Annotated in this window: 18 protein-coding genes and 1 pseudogene; 15 read left to right on the top strand and 4 right to left on the bottom strand. The window is 60.2% G+C overall.

What is annotated here, in order from left to right; genetic code table 11:
• Positions 1-217: 217 nt before the first annotated feature.
• Positions 218-1,009, bottom strand: a complete 792-nt coding sequence (locus C2L66_RS24085; RefSeq protein ID WP_054935115.1) for an EAL domain-containing protein — start codon at positions 1,007-1,009, stop codon at positions 218-220.
• Between the two features lie 249 nt (positions 1,010-1,258).
• Between C2L66_RS24085 and C2L66_RS24080 the strand changes: the two genes are divergently transcribed.
• The 4 genes from C2L66_RS24080 to C2L66_RS24065 all read left to right on the top strand — a co-directional run bounded on the left by C2L66_RS24080 (position 1,259) and on the right by C2L66_RS24065 (position 7,482).
• Entirely contained in the window at positions 1,259-1,429 is a 171-nt protein-coding gene (locus C2L66_RS24080; protein ID WP_082670443.1) for a diguanylate cyclase domain-containing protein, read from the top strand.
• A 598-nt stretch (positions 1,430-2,027) separates the two neighbouring features.
• Positions 2,028-4,796 carry a type VI secretion system Vgr family protein gene (locus C2L66_RS24075; RefSeq protein WP_060606185.1) on the top strand — a complete coding sequence of 923 codons (2,769 nt, stop codon included), beginning with the start codon at positions 2,028-2,030 and terminating at the stop codon, positions 4,794-4,796.
• A gap of 2 nt (positions 4,797-4,798) precedes the next feature.
• Positions 4,799-6,367 carry a hypothetical protein gene (locus C2L66_RS24070; protein WP_060606187.1) on the top strand — a complete coding sequence of 523 codons (1,569 nt, stop codon included), beginning with the start codon at positions 4,799-4,801 and terminating at the stop codon, positions 6,365-6,367.
• The gene (locus tag C2L66_RS24065) at positions 6,364-7,482 is read left to right on the top strand and encodes an Imm72 family immunity protein (protein WP_098021640.1); all 1,119 of its coding nucleotides are present in this window, start codon (positions 6,364-6,366) and stop codon (positions 7,480-7,482) included. The genes C2L66_RS24070 and C2L66_RS24065 overlap by 4 nt, the downstream gene beginning before the upstream one ends.
• Positions 7,483-8,300: 818 nt before the next feature.
• Here the strand turns inward: C2L66_RS24065 and C2L66_RS42395 are convergent.
• Positions 8,301-8,543: a DUF4236 domain-containing protein gene (locus C2L66_RS42395; RefSeq protein ID WP_082434072.1), complete on the bottom strand. Its 243-nt coding sequence runs from the start codon at positions 8,541-8,543 to the stop codon at positions 8,301-8,303.
• Between the two features lie 395 nt (positions 8,544-8,938).
• Here C2L66_RS42395 and C2L66_RS24050 point away from each other — a divergent pair.
• From C2L66_RS24050 to C2L66_RS24035, 4 genes and pseudogenes are all read left to right on the top strand, one after another.
• Positions 8,939-10,140 (top strand): annotated as a pseudogene (locus tag C2L66_RS24050) (DNA recombination protein RmuC).
• Positions 10,141-10,914: 774 nt separating this feature from the next.
• Positions 10,915-11,775: a MurR/RpiR family transcriptional regulator gene (locus C2L66_RS24045; protein ID WP_060606202.1), complete on the top strand. Its 861-nt coding sequence runs from the start codon at positions 10,915-10,917 to the stop codon at positions 11,773-11,775.
• Positions 11,776-12,042: 267 nt separating this feature from the next.
• Complete coding sequence (locus C2L66_RS24040; protein ID WP_060606205.1) at positions 12,043-13,380, top strand: aspartate aminotransferase family protein; 1,338 nt, start codon at positions 12,043-12,045, stop codon at positions 13,378-13,380.
• Positions 13,381-13,412: 32 nt separating this feature from the next.
• Entirely contained in the window at positions 13,413-13,967 is a 555-nt protein-coding gene (locus C2L66_RS24035) for a carboxymuconolactone decarboxylase family protein (protein ID WP_054935103.1), read from the top strand.
• 145 nt (positions 13,968-14,112) lie between these two features.
• Here the strand turns inward: C2L66_RS24035 and C2L66_RS24030 are convergent, their stop codons facing one another.
• A complete protein-coding gene (locus C2L66_RS24030; RefSeq protein ID WP_054935112.1) occupies positions 14,113-14,406 on the bottom strand; it encodes a DUF4148 domain-containing protein in 294 nt (97 codons plus the stop codon).
• A gap of 326 nt (positions 14,407-14,732) precedes the next feature.
• Here C2L66_RS24030 and C2L66_RS24025 point away from each other — a divergent pair, with 326 nt between their 5' ends.
• Positions 14,733-15,158: an OsmC family protein gene (locus C2L66_RS24025; RefSeq protein WP_035988268.1), complete on the top strand. Its 426-nt coding sequence runs from the start codon at positions 14,733-14,735 to the stop codon at positions 15,156-15,158.
• A gap of 120 nt (positions 15,159-15,278) precedes the next feature.
• On the top strand, positions 15,279-16,118 hold the full coding sequence (locus C2L66_RS24020) for an isocitrate lyase/PEP mutase family protein (protein WP_060606208.1): 840 nt from the start codon (positions 15,279-15,281) through the stop codon (positions 16,116-16,118).
• Positions 16,119-16,150: 32 nt separating this feature from the next.
• On the opposite strand, the gene C2L66_RS24015 is transcribed toward C2L66_RS24020, so the two are convergent.
• Positions 16,151-17,653 carry an HdeD family acid-resistance protein gene (locus tag C2L66_RS24015; protein ID WP_060606211.1) on the bottom strand — a complete coding sequence of 501 codons (1,503 nt, stop codon included), beginning with the start codon at positions 17,651-17,653 and terminating at the stop codon, positions 16,151-16,153.
• Positions 17,654-17,973: 320 nt separating this feature from the next.
• Here C2L66_RS24015 and C2L66_RS24010 point away from each other — a divergent pair, with 320 nt between their 5' ends.
• The 5 genes from C2L66_RS24010 (at position 17,974) to C2L66_RS23990 (ending at position 21,374) form a co-directional block, all read left to right on the top strand.
• Positions 17,974-18,561 carry an RNA polymerase sigma factor gene (locus tag C2L66_RS24010; protein ID WP_054935100.1) on the top strand — a complete coding sequence of 196 codons (588 nt, stop codon included), beginning with the start codon at positions 17,974-17,976 and terminating at the stop codon, positions 18,559-18,561.
• A gap of 16 nt (positions 18,562-18,577) precedes the next feature.
• On the top strand, positions 18,578-18,892 hold the full coding sequence (locus C2L66_RS24005) for a hypothetical protein (RefSeq protein ID WP_054935099.1): 315 nt from the start codon (positions 18,578-18,580) through the stop codon (positions 18,890-18,892).
• Positions 18,889-19,185 carry a 4Fe-4S dicluster domain-containing protein gene (locus C2L66_RS24000; RefSeq protein WP_060606214.1) on the top strand — a complete coding sequence of 99 codons (297 nt, stop codon included), beginning with the start codon at positions 18,889-18,891 and terminating at the stop codon, positions 19,183-19,185. The genes C2L66_RS24005 and C2L66_RS24000 overlap by 4 nt, the downstream gene beginning before the upstream one ends.
• 34 nt (positions 19,186-19,219) lie before the next feature.
• Positions 19,220-19,465 carry a hypothetical protein gene (locus tag C2L66_RS23995; protein ID WP_060607242.1) on the top strand — a complete coding sequence of 82 codons (246 nt, stop codon included), beginning with the start codon at positions 19,220-19,222 and terminating at the stop codon, positions 19,463-19,465.
• Positions 19,466-19,562: 97 nt separating this feature from the next.
• A complete protein-coding gene (locus C2L66_RS23990) occupies positions 19,563-21,374 on the top strand; it encodes an ABC transporter transmembrane domain-containing protein (RefSeq protein ID WP_060606217.1) in 1,812 nt (603 codons plus the stop codon).
• The last annotated feature ends 33 nt before the right edge of the window (positions 21,375-21,407 follow it).

The following is a 21,407-nucleotide window of genomic DNA, read 5'->3' as shown; positions in this document are numbered from 1 at the left end:
GGATACCAAGAGTCCTCTCGTTCAGTCCCCACAGGCCGGCGAGCTTCTCGCCGTGCAGGTGGAAGATGAGTCTGCCCGCTTACAGCCCTTTGTCGCGGCCTGGCTCAATCCGAATCCGAAAGACCTTGCTGCTCAATACGCGATTCTTGAGGACAAGGTGCATCCTTACTATAAGCATCGGATTGCGGCATGATGCCAGATGGGAAGATTTCCAGTCTTAGCCCTGGTAAGCAGAATCGTCAATGCTCGGAATGGCATTGAAATCCGGCTTTGCAAACCAGTAACCCTGCATGAGGCTGACGCCATGTGCGACGAAGAAATCTCGTTCGCCCTTTGTTTCGATGCCTTCCGCGATGATACGAATGCCGAGGTCATTGCAGATAGTAATGACGCCCCGGACAATTTTCTGCCGCACGGTATCCGTATCGATGCCACGTAGGAGCGCCATATCGAGCTTGACGAGGTCGGGCTGGAAGTCGACAAGTAGTGATAGCCCGGAATAACCCGCACCGAAGTCGTCAATCGCTGTCTGGAAGCCAAACTCCTTGTAGGCCCTGAAGATATCGACAAGATGCGCCCGGTCGCGCACATCTTCGCCCTCGACGGTCTCGAAAACGATGCGTTCGATTGGAAAGCCGTGCGCCCGAGCCGCGTCCAGCGTGCTGCGAATGCAGACTTCTGGCTTATAGACCGCATTGGGCATGAAGTTAATCGACAAAAGCGAATCCATGCCAAGCGCGGCGGCGCTGGCAATGGCGACTTGCCGGCATCGCTGGTCGAACTGGTAGCGATTCGCGGCGTCGATTTGAGAGAGCACTGAATAGGCAGGCTCGCCGCGGGGACCGCGCACGAGCGCCTCACAAGCAAAGATGCTTCTACTGTTCACATCGACAATCGGCTGAAAGGCGAACGCAATATCAATGGGTGCCTGCGTTGACTCTCGACAGCCGTAGCACTTGCCAAGCTGGTCGGTTGTCTCGTCCTTCGAATGAATCTTGAAAGCGTTCATCTGCCATTGCCACTTGGGTTTGTCGGGGGGATTTCAATGACAGGAGGGCATCATCGTATGTAAGTATATTGTCGGCAGAACACCGGACAGACTTTAGCGGGATGAGTACCGCGGCGCGGCAGCATTAAGGCTCTAGGCCGCCAACGTCATGTCCCCAGCCGCTAATCCTGTCTCGGTATTGTCTAGGTTTCTGCGTCTGACCGTGGCCAACCGCGCTCAAGTTTCAGAGAAGAGCAGGAGCTCCGAGACATGGCGTTCGTCGACGGCCTCACCGGCTTGTGGAATCGTCGATACCTTGACAGCTGGATTGAGCAGCGCCTGCGTTGGCAGAACCGCCATCCCTCGGCTGAAGCGGTCGCTATTCTGTTTGCCGATGTTGACCACTTCAAAAACTTCAACGGCGAACTGTGGGCCCGCTGAGGCATTGGCTTCGGCTGAACGCGTGAGCGGCGGTCGAATCGTTGCACTTGACCCATATTAAAAGCCCCTTGGAGGTTGTCACGCTGAGCATGGGAGTGGCGCAAGGGAAAATGCGTCGTCCGTCGGATGTTGCAGAACTGTTCGAATGGGCGGACTCAGCACTTTAACGCGCAAAACGTATGGGTAGAAACCGCATGCTTGTCGCCGAAAACGCAGTGGACGGAGCGACGCCATCCGGCGTAAGGTCGACCGTTTCTACCCCTGCAGAAGCGAATTTGACAAAACGTGGCGTGCCTTCCTCAAGGGACGGTTTAACTGTTGTCGATAATGCCGAGCGCATTGAGGTTGATTCGGAAAATCTCAATTGAATGCAAGGCAACCGGCTGGAGCCATATACGCTATCTGTTCCAAGATAGTTAAAGGGTGTTTGAGGGGGTAGCTGAGAGTCGAATCGTTAATTGTTAAGTCAATTTGCATAAAATCGCGCACAGAACGGTGGATATTCGGAGCTGCCGATTCGCTATTTCTCCCTGTCCATTTTTCGCATTATTTCGTAGAATTGCGCCGGCGGCTGCCAATGTAAATAGAAGACGACGCTATGGGTGCGCAAGACATAACGGGATTGACGGCTCGGGTGATGATGCAGCAAGGGCGCCTGCTGAAGCTGGATGGCCCATTGGGCGATAACATTCTGGTGCCTCAGCGCGCCATTGGTAGGTCCCGCCTTGGCCGGAATTTTGATTTCACAGTCGATGTGATATCGACATCGGGGTCCATTGAGCTTAAATCGCTTATAGCCCAGCCCGTTACGCTTTGGATTCAGCAGGCGGACAAGTCTTATTGCCCGCATCACGGTTATGCACATACGGTGCGTCGACTTGGCTCAAACGGCAGTATCACGAGCTACCAGATTGCTTTTTCATCGTGGCTGCATTTTTTGCGATTTCGCAAAGACGCGCGTGTCTGGCAGGATAAATCCGTCGACGAGATTCTCACCGACGTATTTAATCAGCATCCGCAGGCTCAGGGTGCCTTTCGATTCGAATTGCGAACACCGTTGCCGCAGCGGTCTTTTTGCGTTCAATACGAAGACGACTGGAATTTCTGTCAGCGGCTGATGGAATCGGAGGGTCTGTTCGGTTATTTCGAGCAAGCCGATGATGGTGCATCGCATACACTTGTCATCACGGACGACGTGTATTCGCTGAAGCCAGCGGTACCTGAAACGCTGCAGTTCGCTCGCGCGGGTACGAACACTTCGCCAGACGCCTGGGTTCAATGGGCGGGTTCACGCACCCTGCATAGTTCCTCGTTGTCGACGAGGACATTCGACTACAAATCTCCCGGCGCTGAAAAGTCCACCAACGTGCCCACGTTGTCGACTCACGGCAGTCTGCCGGTCCAGACCGAGGTCTACGAATATACCGGCGCATATACGCATCTGACGCAGGACCGCGGCGACCACCTCTCCAGAATCCGGATGGAGGAGTGGGAGTCACGGGCGAAGCGCTTCATGGCTGTTGGTGGCGTACGGAACATCGATGCCGGAAAGTGGTTCCAGCTCGAAGGCCACCCGGAACACGACCGGGACCCAGACAAACAGCGACAGTTCGCGGTCATTGCTACGCATTGGTACATCGAAAACAATCTGCCTGTCTCCACCACGGCCGATTTCCCGCACAGTCTCTCGACGGAGCTGTCGCGGGTGCGCGCGGCGCATGCAGGCGCCGCACCGAAGTTTGTGGTCGCCCACGGCGACGGGAGCGAGGGGTTTTATCTCGTTGAAGCTGAACTCCAGCGCCGCACCGTTCCATTCCGTAGCCCGTTCGAGCATGCCAAGCCGGTGATGAGCATGCAGACCGCTACGGTCGCCGGGCCAGCCAACGCTGAAGTTTTCACTGACGAGTTGAACCGCGTCAAGGTCCGCTTTCATTGGGACCGACTGAACAGCGGCGATGAAAATGCTTCCTGCTGGGTGCGGGTGGCCTACTCAGACACGGGCGCAGCTTATGGCGGCGTTCACGTGCCGCGCGTCGGCGAAGAGGTCATCGTTTCTTTCCTCGATGGCGACTGTGACCGGCCCATCGTCACCGGCCGCGTTTTCAATGCTGAGAAGTCCCCCCATTGGCATTCCAACGGGCTGCTATCAGGGTACAAGTCCAAAGAGCTTGGTGGCGCCGGCTACAACCAGCTGGTGATGGACGATTCGACCGGCCAGAACCGCGTTCACCTCTATTCGACCAGCGCCAATGCCCATTTGCATCTCGGATATCTCATCGAGCAGTCGGGAAACAACCGCGGCTCATACCTGGGCAGCGGATTCGACCTGAAGTCGGACGCCTACGGCGCCGTGCGGGCCGGACAAGGCTTGTACGTGTCGACTCATCCGGCGAACGGTTCGTCGAGCCAGCCGCTTGATGTCCGCGACGCGCAGCAGCAACTCGTCAATTCGGGGAGTGTGCTGGAGTCGTTATCGGATGCTAGCGAGACCCATCAGGCTGAAAGCCTGAAGGACGGACGGGAGTCGCTGAAAGCGTTCACCGATGCGACACAAAGCAGCGTTCCGGGAGCGTCGTCAGGAGGAAATACAGCTGGCGGTGGCACCGGCAACGCCAATGCTTTCAAGGAGCCCTTGATGCTGTTCGCGAGCCCGGCGGGCATTGCGCTGTCCACCCCTCATTCCACGCATGTTGCGGCCGACGAGCAACTGAATTTTGTCAGCGGGCAGAGCATACATATAGCGACAGGCAAGTCACTGGTCGCAAGCGTGGCGCAGCGTATCAGCCTCTTCGTCCAGAACGCCGGCATGAAACTGTTTGCCGCAAAGGGGAAGGTGGAGATTCAAGCCCATTCGGATAACGTAGAGATAACTGCGCAGAAGACGCTTCGCGTACTGTCCGCCACCGAAACAATCGAGGCAGCAGCAAATCAGGGAATCCTGTTGACCTCGGGCGGCGCATACGTTCGTATTGCGGGAGGCAACATTGAAATCCATGCCCCCGGAAAGATAGACATCATGGGTAGCCAGCACTCATTCAACGGGCCCACAAGTACCACATACCCGCTGCCGGCGCTGCCGACATCCAAATACGATACGGCGATGCAGTATCTGTATCACGACGATGAACCGGTGCAGGGAGCTAAATATATAGCCACGCTATCCGACGGTAGCACGCGGCAAGGCACCTTAGACGCACAGGGACGGATGAATCTTAATGATGTCCCGGTAGGCCCCGTCAAGGTCGAGCTTGGACCCGACGCACGCTCATACGCTCGCAAGGACAAAACCAGCAATCCAGACTTTAAAGGAGAACAACTGTCTGAGGCTGACATCGATTCGCTGATTCAGAAGCACGGGGGAGCGTGACAGTGAGCTGGAGCATAGATGACTTCAAGGCCACTTCATTGGAGGTCGGTCAGTGGTGCTGGGGCACACTGCAGGGTGCATTCAACGAAAAGCAGACTATCAGCCAGGTCATCACGGACGCCGCCATCGGCATGATTCCGCTAGTCGGTGACGCCACAGCCGTACGCGACCTGCTGTCCGTCGGTATAGGCATGAGTTCGGACCCTCGAAAACGCCAGGAGGTGATGCAGTGGGTTCTGTTCGTCGTTCTGATATTCGCGTTGATTCCCGTTGTCGGCGGCGTTATCAAGGGCGTTGGCCGGCTCGCCCTACGAGCCGCGGGTGACGCAGCAAAGGATGCCGAACTGCTGCAGGAGGTTGTTCAGTTCCTGAACCGGATGGGGCATGGCGACGCGCCGCAGTGGCTGAAGGCGCTAGACGTCGGCAAGTACCAGTCGCAGTTGCTCTCTAAGGTTAAAGACTTCTGCGCAACCGTGCGTCTGGCTATCGAGCGCTCTCTGAAAGCTCGCGTTGGACAACTTCTGCCGGAGGTCTGGCGCGCGCAACTCGCACGTGTTGGCGACGGTTTTCGCGCCCTTCAGGACCTTGCTGACCAAATGGTTCCCCAGGCTGTCAAGGAGCTCGATGCGAAGTTGAAGACCCTTCAGAACATGGTCTATCGTGGCGAGATTCACGAGATTGCCACGGGTGGCATGCCGAAGGTAAGACGCGAGGCCGAGGCGTATCTGGAGGAACGCAAGCTCGCGAGGCAAATCCGCAAAGGGAAGTTTCCTTCCGCCGCTTGCGCAGCAGATGGGGGGGAGGCCGAGGCGCTGATTCGGGCCAAATATCAGCCTAAGATAGACGAGGGGTGGCCGAACCTCTTTGGAAAGACAGGCAAAATGCCCGTGTTTGGAGAGGAAACGGTGTTCTTGGACGTCGCTTCATTTCACGGCGAAATCAAGGCAGTGGACGCCCAGCAACTAGCGGGGAAAAAGCTGTATCGGGCGTTTGGCAGGAAGTCTGAGCTGGCGACATACAAACCGGGAAGTTCTGCCGGAGGGCGCAACCCGGCATATTGGGGTGTCGGCGAGGCCCCTAAGAACGCTGAAGAATGGCGCACACGTTCCGCTGTCCTCGACACCTGGAACGGCAACGGATATCTGGTTGTCCTGCATCTTCCAGAAGATTTCGCCGAGCGCATGCCACAGGCGAAGGCCTGGCAAGGCAAGATTGCGGAGCAGTTCGGAAGTTCGACGCCAGTGCAGTATCTGGAGGGTGGAGGGGAGCAGGTAGTGATTGCCTTGGGCACACTGGCAGATGAGATAACTAAGGTTGGCGAAAAAATCAAAGCTGGCGAGCGAGCTGCCAACGGGCCAATGATTATCGACGGTATTCGGGTTGATTTCATTGAAACGAAGTGGGAAAACGTCGAAAAGGTGTACGGGTACAGCCGATTCGAGGACGATATCAGCTATGCGGCGAAAACACGGAGGCTCTCGACCGATGAAGTTCAGAGCAAGGTCACGCAGACGAATAGTGTGAAGACGGCTGCAGTGAGAGCGGGCGCCAATCACGAGACGCAACGGTGATATATACAATGAAACAGTACGACATGCAGGATGACCTGACTCGCCGTCAAGTCTTCTGGTTGCTTCAGAGGCTGACAAGCTATGCGCTCTGGAAAAGGAAGCGTGACGCGTTTGCCACCTTTGCCAACGAATACGAAGTTGCGGTCAACACGTGGCCCGAGGACGACCCGGAGTACATGCCAGCTGACAACCTTTCAACCATCTATGAGATTCTGAGCCTATATGACAAAGGACTGGAACAGCTAGCGCGCGGATATCGTTTCATTTGGAAAGATGGTCAACCACTGAAGCTCGCGGTCAATCGTTACTATCATCTCTGCCAGTATTTCTTTCCCCACCCGTCGTACTGGGAGCGAGGCGCACAACAGGCTCCATATCCGCCCAAGGTAGACAGACTTGCCCGATTGATGCGTGCATCCGAGTTCCAGATGGAACACGCGCCGTTCGAGGTGGCCGCCTCAAACGACAATTTTGCTCAGCTACAGTCGGCGACATTACTTCTGGACCCGGACCGATATACGTACCAGTTCTACGAATTGGATTACCCCGTTTTTCCGCCAACGCTTCCACAAGTTCCTCCACCCCAAGGTCCGGTAATCGAGTCCGGCGACGAGGTTACCGTCGACGGCATTTGGGAGCCGGTAAAGATTAGTCGCGGCAAGGTGCTAGGGCTGCTATCAGTCGGGGAAAAGACGGAAGAAAACAATGGGTGCTTTAACTATCTGGTTAAAGGAACTCCCGCTCCGAATATCAAAGGGCGGCCTGACCCACGCACCTTGCAGTCCGCGGTCACCAGTACTCACTGGCGGCTATTGTGGGAGGACACGCGGTATAAGGATGGAGTGATTCCCGACGAGTCACAATATTTCCTCGTTGCGCAGCACCGAGATGCGCCCGCTGATGAAGGCGCCGCTCACGAGGAACCTGAAGCAGAAATTGAAGTTCGAACAGGTGACATTTGCCCGGTTACTGGCACTTGGGAAGCGACAGACTTCGACAATCACCGCATCGAGGCATTGCAGGGCATGGTCATGCCGGACGTGCTCGCGAGCGCAGCCGGTTCTGGTGAGCGCCGGGTTCACTGGGTCACATGGCGTCTCGTCAGAAGAGGGTGAACGTCTGACGCATTGTGGACAACCGGATTCCGGAAAGGAGCTGGAAACGTGAGCCGTCGACTCTTCCTTAACGACGATAAGACAGACTGTAACGGTCCGGTGCTTGACGGGGTTGCTGACTCATCCTTCGACGGTCGCCCGCTGGCCAATCTCGTCGCTCCAGTTTCTTGCAATACCTGCAGCGCGGAAGGCCCAATTATCGGAGACCGAAACGACTTGACATGTTGCAGTCGATACGTGGTAACAGGGAGCGGCCGTATTACGAGCATTGATTGGCCGCATAGCGTTGCTCGATTGATGTACACATAGTGCGTGGATACGCAGCTGTACAGAGCTTCAACGATAATGTTGACCATTGAAGTCATGCAGACCGTCCTACAATGAGTCGTAGGAGAGTTTCTCTAGATGACACTTTATTTCCGATTCGACCTTCGCGCACAGTCCGAGTTGCTTACGTTTCTGGTCATTTCCCATCTCGCAACAAGCCATTCGACAGGCCGATGGATGTCAGTTGAAAATGCGGTCGAGTCATCGTGATTCTGGCCGTCGGCGAAACCGAGCGATGACGACGTCGTCCGACGAGCAATGCTTGCCAGTCGTGCGTTACCGCTGGCGCAAGCCATCGAAACGGAAAATTCGTTGGTGCTGGACGGATGTACCCTCGCATCGGTTTTTGACAGCAACCTAAGGCTCGATTTTTCGTCCGCGATTTCGCGAAACATTTATAACCGATGCCTCGACCATCTGTTGCATGTGAAGTGGTATCTGTAGTCGCAGTTCTGGATAGTCGTCTGTGAGTAAGTTGCGAACACTTACTTTTATAGAAGCCGATAACCGGTATCGAATTGAAATGCGTTCTCGACTGCGAACTTGCCCCGAAGACTCGGCGTATCCGACAGGTGCATACAAGCGCAACAGCACGGACATATCGATACATAATTGCCACGAGGACCGCTGCCAACGCGAAAGCCCGGTACGCCAACCGAGACTCCGATGCCGCTATCTGACAGGTTGAAGCGGAATGGTCCCGCTGAAATCGACTTTCTGTAACTCAGCCCCATTTTGTCCCCCGATTTTTGCCTAGTGAGGCATGCACCAGTTGTTGGCCATTCGATACCCTGAGTCGCACGCCCATCCGGTCGATGTATCGGCAAGGTGTGCGTTTGGCGGAATGTTCACGGCGGAACAGAAGTTCCCAACGCGCCGGAATCCGGTGTTGCATTCCCAGTCCGTTCCCATTCCGATGAGGTGAGCATTGGCTGGCGTTGCTTGAATCGCCATGCAGATTGCCCCGAATCTCATGAAGCCATCGTCGCATTGCCATTGCCCATCTGCAGATATTCGGTGAGCGTTCGTCGGCATAGCCATCGGGACACAGCCTGACGGACTAGCAGTCATCCCCGCCGGACAATTGTTGTGAGAACACTGATGGGCCACGCGGCAATCTGCTTGAGGTATGTGTCGCCAACTTGCGCCATTGCCCGCAACTTGGCTTGTCGCTCGGGTGGCAGCGCCTGCGAGTATATTTTCGCGGCGACGCTTTCACCGTTGTGCGTTGTATCGAATAGCGTTGTTGCAAGAGGCGAAAGAGGCACTGGGCAATCAGTTTAAGATGTTAGCCAACGAAATTCTCGAGGAGAAGTCGAAGCGCTTTACGGAACAGAATCAGACGAATATCGGGACGCTGCTTGAGCCGTTGAAAGCGCGACTGCTGGAATTCCAAGGGAAGGTGGAAGAGGTCTACATCCAAGAGGGTAAAGACCGTTCCGCGCTTGCAGCTCAGGTGAAGCAGTTGGTCGACCTCAACCAGGTGCTGAGTCAGGATGCCAAGAATCTGACGAGTGCATTGAAGGGCTCCGCGAAGATTCAGGGTAACTGGGGCGAGTTGATTCTCGAGCGAGTGCTCGAATCGTCGGGTCTGCGGAAGGGAGAAGAGTACTTGGTTCAAGACAGTCAGGTGCGTGAGGACGGAACGCGTGCGCAACCCGACGTGGTGATAAACCTTCCGGACGAGAAAAAGCTGGTTCGAAGGTATCCCTGAATGCTTACGAACGGTACGCTTCAGCGGACACCGACGCGGAGAGGACCGTCGCGTTACGCCAACACGTCGAGTCCGTTCGGGGGCATATCAGAGCGCTCTCTGAAAAGCAATATCAGGCGCTTTACGGGCGGTCTCTCGATTTCGTCCTCGCATTTATTCCGATTGAGCCGGCCTTCATGCTAGCAGTGGCGAATGACAACGACCTCTTCATGGAGGCGTGGCGTAAGAATGTGCTGGTTGTCAGTCCATCGACGCTGCTGTTCGTGGTCCGGACTGTGGCGCACCTCTGGCGCCAGGAACAACAGAGCCGCAACGCCCAGGATATCGCGCGCAGGGGCGGCGAGTTGTATGACAAACTTTGTGGGTTTGTGGAGGATTTGCAGCAGGTCGGAAAAGGAATCAACCAGGCGCAGAAGGCGTATGACCAAGCGCACAACAAATTCTCATTAGGTAGAGGAAACGTCATCCGTCAGGCAGAACTACTACGGGAAATGGGTGTAAAGCCATCCAAGACACTCCCGGCAAATCTTGTCGAGGCCGCCTCAACAGATATGACCTCGGATATTGCTGGACTGGCCGATTCGACGTCGTCGCTCGACGCTGTGACCGAAAACTAGCATCGGCGGCGGCCTGCTCCGGAGGCGGACGAGGTCGCAGCGGCTAGAAAGCGATTGGGACAGACGGCTGGGCGCGCGGGAAGCGGACTTGCTCGAAGACTACGTGCGGGCCATGGAAGTCGTTGTTTCCGTCGATGACCTCGATTCCGCTCGAAGTGAGAAGGAACTTCGTGCTTACTCGGCTGCTTAACTAACCAGCGACCGATTCGACAGACTGTTGTTGAGCTCGGTTCGGCGCAGCAACTTCGCTACGCGCAATTTGGCAGGGTGTCATTGCATCCTATCTTGCGGCCACGGGCATCTCTTCTGTAGCTTGGAAAAGCCCTTTAAAATCAATTGACTATGGTCGACTTTGTCGGGCCAGATATCGTTTGCAACTGCATTCTCGCAGGCCAGTTTTGTTTGCAAGTGCTTCAGCTAACCCACTGAATTTAGGGCGGTCTGCATTGCCCCGGTTCGCATTCGGGGAAGGCGCTGTCGCTTGTAAATCTTGCAACACCTATGCGGCGCTTCTCCGCCCGTGTTCGATACGTCACCGTAGGTTCGCACTGCGTGTATTCGAATCAATGAGTTACGGCTATCAGGCCAGTTTGTATTGCGAATCCTTGTTTGGTGCCCTGAGTCTCAGGCCAGTTTGATTTGCGAGATATTGCTGGGACAGGTCGAATTACGATAGGACAGGAATCGTTTGCGATTCACCAACCGTGTCGAGCCGGGCGTTGCCTCCATACCGGGTGATAACATTTGTTGTCATCCCCATCCCCGGTACACCACATGCCCGATACCTTCGACCAGCTCGCCGCCCTGATCCGTGGACGTTTCTCAGAACTCAGTCCGCAGTTCCAGATGGGTGCGGCGTTTCTGCTCGATCACCCCGACGAGGTCGCCGTCTCGTCGATGCGCAAGGTCGCCGAGCGCGCGCAGGTGCAACCGGCGTCGCTCGTGCGCTTGTCGCAGCAACTGGGCTTTCCGGGCTGGAATGAATTGCGCGATCTGTTCGTGGCGCGGGTACGCACGCGGCCCGAGCGGCTGACGAGCCGTGCCCGATCCCTCGTCAAGGGTCATGCGAAAGACGCCCTCGCGCACGATCTGCTCGTCGCGCAACAGCACAATCTCGAAGTGACGGCCGCGCACAATACGCGCGTCACCGTCGAGGCGGCCAAGCTGTTGCGGCGCGCGCCGCACGTGCATGTCGCCGGGTTCCGGTCGTGCTTTCCCGTCGCGTTCGGCTTCGTCTACGGATACCGGCTGTTTCGCTCGTCCGTGTCGCTGCTGACGGGCGAAGCCGGCACGCTCGAAATGCAGTTACGCGGCATCGAACGCGACAGCGCGACGGTCGTCGTCAGCTTCGCGCCGTATTCCGTCGAGGCGGCGCGCGTCGCCGAAGCCGCGCTGGAAAAAGGCAGCAAGCTCATCGCGATCACTGACAGCGCCGTGTCGCCCATCGCGCTGAACGCCGACAAGGTGCTGATCTTCTCGCACGAAAGCCCGTCGTTCTTCCCGTCGCTGGTGGCGGCGACGGCGATTGCGGAATCGCTGGTCGCGCATCTGCTCGCGCTCGAAGGCACGGACGCCGTCCAGCAGCTCGAACTCGCCGAGCAGTCGCTGCACGCGAAAGGCGCCTACGTGCCCTGACCGGGCGCCCACGACCTGCAAAGACTCCGTTCCTGCAACAGACGGGCGGATTGCGTCGTCATTGACAACATATGTTGTAATGAACTATAAACGTGCATCGCGTGTTGATTGACGTTCGAGGTGTCGTGTGCCGAAGCAGGGTTGGGAGTTGCATCGGATAGCGGGCGGGTCGTATGAAATCGGCCGCCGGCCCGGCGAACCTTCATTGCACGCACGGCGGCCTGAGCGTCGCCGGCTTCCGCTCACTGGCTCACTCGAGGAAAGTGTATGACCACCGTATTCCACCGCATGCCGAAGCAGACCTTGCCCGTCGCCGTCAAAGGCGAGGGCATCGAGATCGTCGATTCGACGGGCAAGCGTTATATCGACGCATCGGGCGGCGCGGCCGTCTCGTGCCTCGGCCACAGCAACCAGCGCGTGATCGATGCGATCAAGCGTCAGGCGCAGGCACTGCCGTACGCGCACACGTCGTTCTTCACGACGCAGCCCGCCGAGGAACTCGCCAGCTATCTCGTCGAACGCGCGCCGCAAGGTCTCGCGCATGTGTATTTCGTGTCGGGCGGATCGGAGGCGATCGAGGCGGCGTTGAAGCTCGCGCGCCAGTATTTCGTCGAAGTGGGGCAGCCGCAGCGGCGGCATATCATCGCGCGCCGCCAGAGCTATCACGGCAATACGCTGGGCGCGCTCGCCATCGGCGGCAACGCGTGGCGGCGCGAGCCGTTCCTGCCGTTGCTGATCGACGCGCATCACGTGAGCCCGTGCTACGCGTATCGCGAGCAACGCGCGGACGAGACGGAAGAACAGTTCGCGCAGCGTCTGGCCGACGAACTCGAGCAGAAGATTCTCGAACTCGGTTCCGACTCGGTCGCCGCGTTCGTCGCGGAGACGGTGGTCGGCGCGACAGCAGGCGCGGTGCCGCCTGTGCGCGAGTATTTCCGCAAGATTCGCGCGGTGTGCGACCGCTACGGCGTGTTGCTGATTCTCGATGAAATCATGTCGGGCATGGGCCGCACGGGCCACCTGTTCGCGTGCGAGGAGGACGGCGTCACGCCCGATCTGCTGACCATCGCAAAGGGCCTTGGCGCGGGTTATCAGCCGATCGGTGCAACGCTCGTGAGCGACAGAATCTACCAGGCGATCACAGGCGGCTCCGGCTTCTTCCAGCACGGCCACACCTACATCGGCCACGCGACGGCCTGCGCCGCCGCGCTCGAAGTGCAGCGCGTGATCGCCGACGAACATCTGCTCGACAACGTGAAAGCGCGTGGCGAGCAACTGCGCGCGCTGCTGCGCGAACACTATACGCAGCATCCTTATATCGGCGACGTGCGCGGACGCGGGCTGTTCGTCGGCGTCGAACTGGTGCGGGACCGCGCGACGAAAACGCCATTCGATGCGAAACTGAAGCTGCATGCCGCGATCAAGCGCGAAGCGTTCCAGCGCGGTCTGATGGTGTACCCGATGGGCGGCACCGTCGACGGCAAGATCGGCGATCATGTGCTGCTCGCGCCGCCGTTCATCTGCACGCCGCGCGATATCGAAGAGATCGTCAGCCGCCTGACGGATTCGATTGAAGGCGCGCTCGCGGCATCGGGCGCTGCCTGATCGACCCACCCACCCTGCACGAAGAGCGATTCATGACCAACCGCCTGCCTCCTTTCGACGCCAGCCGCGCGACGCCCGACCAGAAAGCCGTGCTCGACGAAATCCTGTCGGGACCGCGCGGCAATCTGAACGGGCCGTTTCTCGGCTGGATTCATAGCCCCGAACTCGCGCAGCACGCGCAGCGCCTCGGTGCGTTCTGCCGCTACAAGACGGGCTTGCCGCTGCGGCTGTCGGAACTGGCGATTCTCGTCACGGCCTCGCGCTGGCAGGCGCAGGCCGAATGGTTCATCCACTATCCGATCGCCCTCGACGCGGGCGTGCGCGCCGAAGACGCCGAAGCGATCCGCCTCGGACAGACGCCTTCGTTCGCCGACGCCGACGATGCGCTCATCTACGCATTCGCGACGGAACTGTACGATGCGAAGCGCGTGACCGACGCCACCTACGCGAAGACAGTCGAACGCTTCGGTCACGAGGTCGCGATCAATCTGGTCGGGCTGCTCGGCTACTACGCGCTCGTCGCGATGACGCTGAACGTGTTCGGCATGCGCGCGCAAGGGCAGGACTCGCTGCCGTTCGCCGAGTAAGCGCGCCGCGCGACAAAAGCGGCGCGGCAAAAGCAAAGGCCCCGGCTGACTTGATGCGTCAGCCGGGGCCTTCGTTGTTTCGACGGTCGCGCGTGATTGTCGAATACTCGTGCCGGATCACACGCGCCGCGTCATCACGAACAATTTAGTTGCCGCGGAACGTCGAGAAGATGCGCTGTTCGACGCTCGGACGCTTGCCCGATTGCGACGAGCCAGCCGAGACGCCGCCAACTTCCGTCGATCCCGACGTGGCACCGAATTGCGGCTTGGCCGTGGGATACGCCACGTCGTTCTGGTCGAGCGAACCGTTTTGCTGTGCGGCGACCAGTTCGGCCTGGACTTGCGCGCGCGTCACAGGGCCATTGGCTTGCTGGGCGAACGCGGCAGCGGGAACGATCAGGGCGGATGCGACGACCACTGCGGAAAGAAGCGATTTCATGATGACCTCCGGGAACATTTGTTGATCGGTTCGGTTTGAACACCGATGTCCGAACCGTTGAGCAGAGTGTATTTCCGCCAGGGTGATGAAAAAAGCGGCAGATTGGATAAAGATTCTTGCAGTGGATGAAATAATGGGCATGCACGCTGCTTCACGGCAGTGCCACCGATATCCGCCTATGATGAAGCTTCGGTCCACGCCCACGGCCCACGGGTTCGGCGCGGCACGCGTGACCGATGCCGGCGCCGCGTGATTCCGGGCGGGACCGTCGCGGCCGGCATCGTGGTGGGGAACGCGGCAGCACGAACGCGACACAGGAGCGACTAATGAAGCGCAAGGCATCAGCAATCTGGCAGGGCGGTCTGCAAGACGGCAAGGGCTCGATCTCCACCGACAGCGGCGTGCTGAAGGACACGCAGTATTCGTTCGCGACGCGCTTCGAAAACGGCATCGGCACGAACCCCGAAGAACTGATCGCGGCGGCGCATGCGGGATGCTTTTCGATGGCGTTGTCCGCCGAGCTCGGCAAGGCGAACATCAAACCGGAGCGTATCGCCACCACGGCCACGGTCACGCTCGACAAGGACGGCGGCGGCTTCGCGGTGACGGCCTCGCATCTGGACGTCGTAGTGAAGATTCCGGGCGGCGACAAGGCCGCGTTCGACAAGGCCGCAGCCGACGCCAAGGCCGGTTGCCCGATCTCGAAGGTGTTGAACGCGACGATCACGATGGACGCGAAGCTCGAAACCTGAGCAAGCGGCGCGATCTGCGCATCTTCTGCTTTTGCCCGGTCGCGAGACAGGCCGGGCAACACTTCCCGTTCCGCACATTCCGAATCTTCCGCATCCACTTGCGCGACCGATGGAGCCGCCATGACAACAACACGAGCAGACAAGGCGCGGGCGTTTCGCGCGCTTCACGAGGCCAGCGCGCCGTTCATCATTCCCAATCCATGGGATATCGGCTCCGCGCGCCTGCTGGAAGCGCTCGGTTTCAAGGCGCTGGCTACCACCAGCGCCGGCTACGCGTTCACGCTGGGCTTGCCGGATAACGCCGTCGGCCGCGAGCAGATGATCCGCCATCTCGCCGAACTCGCGCCGTCGACGGACCTGCCCGTGAGCGCGGACCTCGAAAACGGCTTCGGCGACGCGCCGGAAGACGCGGCCGAGACGATTCGCCAGGCGGCTGCGGCGGGCGTCGTCGGCGGCTCGATCGAGGACGCGACGGGCCGCGCGGACGACCCCATCTACGCCCACGACTTCGCCGTCGAGCGCGTGCGCGCCGCCGTGGAAGCGGCCCGTTCGCTGCCGTTTCCGTTCACGCTGACGGCGCGCGCGGAGAACTATCTGAACGGCCGCGCCGATCTCGCGGATACGATCCGCCGCCTGCAGGCTTTCCAGGAGGCGGGCGCCGACGTGCTCTATGCGCCTGGACTGAAAACGCGTGAGGATATTGCCGCCGTCGTCAGTTCCGTCGACCGGCCCGTCAATGTGTTGATGGGCATGGCGGGCATGCCGTTTTCCGTCGACGATCTGGCGCAGATGGGCGTGAAGCGGATCAGCGTCGGCGGGGCGCTCGCGCGTGCGGCGCTGGGCGCGTTGCTGCGCGCCGCCAACGAAATGCTCGGGCGCGGTACGTTCACGTACACGAACGAAGCCGCGACGATGAAAGAGATCACCGATCTGTTTGCGGCCGTGCGCAAGCCCGATTGACGCAGCGCGGCGCGTGGCGTGATCCGCGCGTGTTACGAAGCGTCCGGGCGTTTTGCCGGGTAATGCTGATCGGCGACCGGCTGCCATGGCTGCGCCAACGTCTGTTCCGAATCCGGGGGCTGGCCGTCGGCGTCCGTATCATAGATGTTCGGCGCGGCTGCTTTTTCCGCGCGCCAGCGCTGGCGCGATGCGTACATCGTGCGCAGCGCGAGGCGCGCCATTTTCACCCATCCCGACGGGCGCGGGTCGGCCAGCATGCTGAGCGCGCGTGCGTAGTCGAGCGTGAGTCCCGGCGTCCATGCCATCGTCGCCGAGCGTTTTCTGACCTGTGCCGCGACCCACAGTTCGGGCGTGGTCGCCACGCGCAGGAACGGCCGCCAGCCGCCGCGCTTTCCCCAGGCACGCACCGATGCACCCTCGATCGCCGCTTCCAGCGCTTTAGCGACGGTGCTCGAACAATTGCGGTACGTGAGGTTATAGGTCGTATCGCGGCGATACTCGGCCCAGAAGCGTGCGAGCCGCTCGGGATCGTAGTTACGGATGCGGATCTGCCGCGTCGACGGACACCATGCTGCCGATTCCGTCGCGTAGTCCGGCTGGAACACACCGGGCACATCGTTGTCGCGGGTCGCGCGCAGGATCCGCGAGAATTCTTCCGGCGACCTCTCGATTTCAACGGCCGGGTAGAGGCTGATATAAATGCCTTCGGCTGTTTCGAGCGCGGCGTGCCCCGTCGAGATCGAGCCGTTCTTGTCGACGGCTGCGATGTAACGGTCGACGATCGGCTGCCGCCGCGCTTCGGCTTTCGCTGTTCCAACGGGCGTCCAGACGTGCACGGTCAGCACAGGTTCGTGCGCTTCGGGTGGGCCGTCGAATGAGCCCGGCAGCGGGCGCGGCTGTACGGCGGGCGCTTGCGTCGTGACGGCCGCTGCCGATGCAGTTGCACGCGCAGCGGTTTGCTCATCGGCGACGGCGGGATTGACGGCCATTCGCCGTACGCGCATGGCGAGCAGGATCATGTTCCAGCCGCCGAACAGCAAGCCGAATGCCACGCAGTACGCGACGGTGCCCGCATAGTGATCGGGGTAGGGCTGGTAGAAGAAGATTGCAATCGCAACCTCCAGTGCGCCGCCTGCGGCTGCGATTTTCCACTTCCGGTAGCGGACCACTCTGGCCGCGATGATCTGCAATGCGCCATCCACGAGAAACAGCGTGCCGAAGATCATCGACAGAATAAAGTTGCCGTGTTCCCCGCCGACCAGCACGAGCGCCGCCGACAGAATGAACGTGGTCCCTTTCACGTAGCGCAGGGTGCGCTGGCCACCCATGCCCGTCCACGCGACGCATACCGTCGCGACGCCTTCGAGCATCAGCAGGGCGGCAAACGGCATGATGGGGAACCACAGCGCGCCGTCGAGCGCATCGCAGAAGATCGTCACACCGAGCACGACACTCAGGCAGCCGACCATCAACAGCTCGCGCCAGCGGACGCGAAGATAGTCGACACCAAGAAGAATCATCGCGAGACGGACCATGATTTCATCCTTGCCGCACTTCCCCGGTGCCCTACGCCAGGAGACCAGCCGGACTGCGCTTGCCGTGGGCGACGCGGGCTGTGCCGCGCGTCGGCAACAGAACGCATCATAGTGCGATTCTGGTGAGTATGAGAACAGTTGCCAGGATGCAGGTCGAGGGCTGAAACGCCTGTTTTGTGTGACGATAAGCGGTGAATTTTTTCGTCGAGTCTGTCGAGCTTTCTCGACACGCCACCTTGAACCGCTCGCCCGCCGGACAAAATGTTGCGGGTCAGTCGCGCGCCTCACAATATTTTTCTTCGCGGAACGTCATCACGGGTATGGAACCGCCAAACGCCCCGAGCACGATGACCGAGCAGGACCGCGAAATTGCCGATACGGTTGCCCGCGAGCGTCCGAGGCTGCGCAATTTCATCCGCCGCCGCGTCATCGACCAGGACGAAGCCGAGGACATCCTGCAGGACGTCTTCGAGGAACTCGTCGAGGCCTGGCGGCTGCCGGACCCCGTCGAGCAGGTCGGCGCGTGGCTGTTTCGCGTCGCGCGAAACCGGATCATCGACCGCTTCCGCAAGAAGAAAGAAGCGCCTCTGCCCGATGCCGTCAATACCGTCGATGGTGAAGAAGCCGACGACCCGTACCGCCTGGACCTGACGCTGCCTTCCGCCGATGCCGGGCCCGAGGCCGCTTACGCACGCGCGGCGCTGCTCGACACACTGCGCGCCGCGCTCGACGAGTTGCCCGCGAACCAGCGCGAGGTGTTCATCGCTCACGAACTGGACGGCCGCAGCTTCAAGGAGATGGCGGCCGCGACGGGCGTAGGCGTCAACACGCTGCTTGCGCGCAAGCGTTATGCGGTCCTGCATCTGCGCGAACGCCTGCGATCGTCTTACGACGGCTTCGAGATATGAACCCAAGGAGAATGGAATGAAGTTCCGCCGAAAAATTGTCGCCAAGGCGCTGTTGCTCGTGCTGATCATTGCGTTGCTGGGCTGGATCGTCATGAGCCTATGGAACTGGATCATCCCGGCCCTCGTGATCGATGCGCATGCGATCGACTATCCGCGCGCGATCGGTCTGCTCGTGCTCTGCCGGATTCTGTTCGGCGGATTCCGCGGACATGGGGGCTGCTACAAAGCCCGCCAATGGCGGCACTGGCAACAGATGACGCAACAAGAGCGCGAGCGGTTGCGCAACGATCCGGCGTCTGCTTCGCGCCACAACGAGGGAGCGGGCACATGACACACAATGCCACTTCGGCCTGCAAACAGCCGCCCGGCGCGATCGTCCCCAAGGTCGATTTCGCCCGCTGCGAGGGCAAGGCGGATTGCGCGGTGGTTTGCCCCGAGAACGTCTTCGACATCCGCCGCATCGATGCGGCCGACTACCAGGCGCTGCGCCCATTGCAACGCGTCAAGCTGCGCGTGCACGGCATGAAGGTCGCCTACGCGCCGCGTGCGGACGCGTGCCGCGCATGCGGCCAGTGCGTGTCGGCGTGTCCGGAGCACGCCATCACGCTCGTCAGGATGCGCTGAACCGGCGCGCCCGATAATGGTTGAGGAAACGACCATGCTCAGTCCACATGAACTGGCTACGCTGATGCTCGTGCGCAGCGCACCCGATCAGATCGACACGACGCGTATCGAACTCGATACCTTGCTGGATTACCGGCTCATCTCTATCGAGCCGCGCGCCGGCGGATGGCATCGGCCGATGCTGACGCCCGCCGGAATGCATATGCTTGAAGCCGCCGCGCGCCTCGAACGACATCACGACGGTGACGCGCTGACGACAGAAGACGACAATCTGCTCTAGCCGCAAACGGACGGTATCCGTCCACGGACCGTGCCGCCGACATTCCAGTCGACGGGCTGACATAATCGACCTGTCGCTGATCCACACAGAACACTCCATGCCCGATACCGCTGCGCGCACGCTACGTGTCGCTCCGCTTTTTGCCCTGCTGCCGTTCCTGCGTCCGTATGCGCGGCGCTGGGCGCTCGCGTTCCTCGCGCTGCTGACGTCGGCGGGCGCGACGCTGGCGCTCCCCGTCGCGTTCAAGTACCTGATCGACCGTGGCTTCGCGAGCGGCGACCGCACGCATATCGATCGCTACTTCATCGCGCTCTTCATCGTCTCGCTGATTCTCGCCGCCGCGACGGCTCTGCGTTTCTATTGGGTGTCGTGGCTCGGCGAACGGGTCACGGCCGATTTGCGCCGCGCGGTCTACGACCACGTCATGCGAATGAGCCCGCAGTACTTCGAGACCACGCAGACGGGCGAGGTGCTGTCGCGCCTCACCACCGACACGACGCTGATCCAGACCGTAGTTGGCACGAGCCTGTCGCTTGGATTGCGCAACGTGCTGCTGGCCGTCGGCGGGATTGCGATGCTGATCACGACGAGTCCCGTGCTATCCGGCTACATTATCGCGACGCTGGTGGTCGTGGTCGCGCCCATCGTGATCTTCGGGCGGCGCGTGCGGCGGCTTTCGCGCGCAAGCCAGGACAGGATCGCGAACGCCAGCGCGCTGGCGGGCGAGGTGCTCAACGCGATGCCGACCGTGCAGTCGTACACGCAGGAGACGTATGAGGCGAAGCGCTTCGGTGGCGCCGTGGAACTGGCCTTCGACACTGCGCTCACACGCATTCGCGCGCGCGCGTCGCTGACGGCCGTGGTGATCGTGTTCGTCTTCGCCGCCGTCGTGTTCGTGCTGTGGCTGGGCGCACAGGCGGTCCTCGCCGGACAGATGACAGCGGGACAGTTGTCGCAGTTCATCCTCTATGCGGTATTCACGGCGGGCGCGGTGGGCGCCGTCGCCGAAGTGTGGGGCGATCTGCAGCGGGCTGCCGGCGCAACCGAGCGGCTTCTGCAATTGCTGGCCGCGCGCTCGCCGGTGCAGGAAGCGGCGACGACCGTGCCGCTGCCCGCGCAGGGCGACGGTATCCGTTTCCACGACGTGAGCTTTTCCTATCCGTCGCGTCCCGGCATCGCCGCGCTCTCCGGCTTCTCGCTCGATGTGCGTCCGGGTGAGCATGTCGCGCTGGTGGGGCCGTCTGGCGCGGGCAAGACGACGCTGTTTCAGTTGCTGTTGCGCTTTTACGAGCCGCAGTCGGGCGGCATCCTGATCAACGGCGTGTCGACGGATCAGGTATCGCTCGCTTCGTTGCGCAAGGCGATTGGCGTCGTGTTGCAGGAATCGGTGATCTTTTCGGGCAGCGTGCTCGACAACATCCGCTACGGGATGCCCGACGCAACCCTCGCTCAGGTGCAGCGCGCCGCCGGAATGGCGGCGGCCGCTGGTTTTATCGAGGAACTGCCGCAAGGTTATGACACGTTTCTGGGTGAGCGCGGTGTGCGGCTGTCGGGCGGTCAGCGTCAGCGCCTTGCGATCGCACGCGCGATTCTCAAGAATCCGCCCATTCTGCTGCTCGACGAAGCGACCAGCGCGCTCGACGCCGCGAGCGAGCGGCTCGTGCAAACGGCGCTGGACAACGCCGCGATGAACCGTACCACACTCGTGATCGCGCATCGTCTTGCTACTGTGCAGCAAGCGGATCGCATCGTTGTTCTGGACCAGGGCCGCATTGTCGCGCAAGGCCGTCACGCAGAGCTTCTGCAGAATTCGCCGCTGTATGCGCAGCTTGCGGCACTGCAGTTTGGCGAACTGCATGGGAGCAGTGTGGAGCGGGATAGCTCGCGCGCTCATGCAGGATTTCAGTGAGCCGGGCGGGCGAATTCGCGCCGCACCCGGCCG

It is taken from the genome of Paraburkholderia caribensis (assembly GCF_002902945.1).
In the GTDB taxonomy this organism is placed as follows: Bacteria; Pseudomonadota; Gammaproteobacteria; order Burkholderiales; family Burkholderiaceae; genus Paraburkholderia; species Paraburkholderia caribensis.
Note: the sequence above shows the minus strand (reverse complement) of the source record. Positions and strands in the feature narration are given on the sequence as shown.

Bases quoted from the DNA above. Each gene is read 5' to 3' on its own strand.
- C2L66_RS24085 (WP_054935115.1), bottom strand. From the start codon at position 1,009: ATGAACGCTTTCAAGATTCATTCGAAGGACGAGACAACCGACCAGCTT.
- C2L66_RS24080 (WP_082670443.1), top strand. From the start codon at position 1,259: ATGGCGTTCGTCGACGGCCTCACCGGCTTGTGGAATCGTCGATACCTT.
- C2L66_RS24075 (WP_060606185.1), top strand. From the start codon at position 2,028: ATGGGTGCGCAAGACATAACGGGATTGACGGCTCGGGTGATGATGCAG.
- C2L66_RS42395 (WP_082434072.1), bottom strand. From the start codon at position 8,543: ATGGGGCTGAGTTACAGAAAGTCGATTTCAGCGGGACCATTCCGCTTC.
- C2L66_RS24045 (WP_060606202.1), top strand. From the start codon at position 10,915: ATGCCCGATACCTTCGACCAGCTCGCCGCCCTGATCCGTGGACGTTTC.
- C2L66_RS24040 (WP_060606205.1), top strand. From the start codon at position 12,043: ATGACCACCGTATTCCACCGCATGCCGAAGCAGACCTTGCCCGTCGCC.
- C2L66_RS24035 (WP_054935103.1), top strand. From the start codon at position 13,413: ATGACCAACCGCCTGCCTCCTTTCGACGCCAGCCGCGCGACGCCCGAC.
- C2L66_RS24030 (WP_054935112.1), bottom strand. From the start codon at position 14,406: ATGAAATCGCTTCTTTCCGCAGTGGTCGTCGCATCCGCCCTGATCGTT.
- C2L66_RS24025 (WP_035988268.1), top strand. From the start codon at position 14,733: ATGAAGCGCAAGGCATCAGCAATCTGGCAGGGCGGTCTGCAAGACGGC.
- C2L66_RS24020 (WP_060606208.1), top strand. From the start codon at position 15,279: ATGACAACAACACGAGCAGACAAGGCGCGGGCGTTTCGCGCGCTTCAC.
- C2L66_RS24015 (WP_060606211.1), bottom strand. From the start codon at position 17,653: ATGGTCCGTCTCGCGATGATTCTTCTTGGTGTCGACTATCTTCGCGTC.
- C2L66_RS24010 (WP_054935100.1), top strand. From the start codon at position 17,974: ATGGAACCGCCAAACGCCCCGAGCACGATGACCGAGCAGGACCGCGAA.
- C2L66_RS24005 (WP_054935099.1), top strand. From the start codon at position 18,578: ATGAAGTTCCGCCGAAAAATTGTCGCCAAGGCGCTGTTGCTCGTGCTG.
- C2L66_RS24000 (WP_060606214.1), top strand. From the start codon at position 18,889: ATGACACACAATGCCACTTCGGCCTGCAAACAGCCGCCCGGCGCGATC.
- C2L66_RS23995 (WP_060607242.1), top strand. From the start codon at position 19,220: ATGCTCAGTCCACATGAACTGGCTACGCTGATGCTCGTGCGCAGCGCA.
- C2L66_RS23990 (WP_060606217.1), top strand. From the start codon at position 19,563: ATGCCCGATACCGCTGCGCGCACGCTACGTGTCGCTCCGCTTTTTGCC.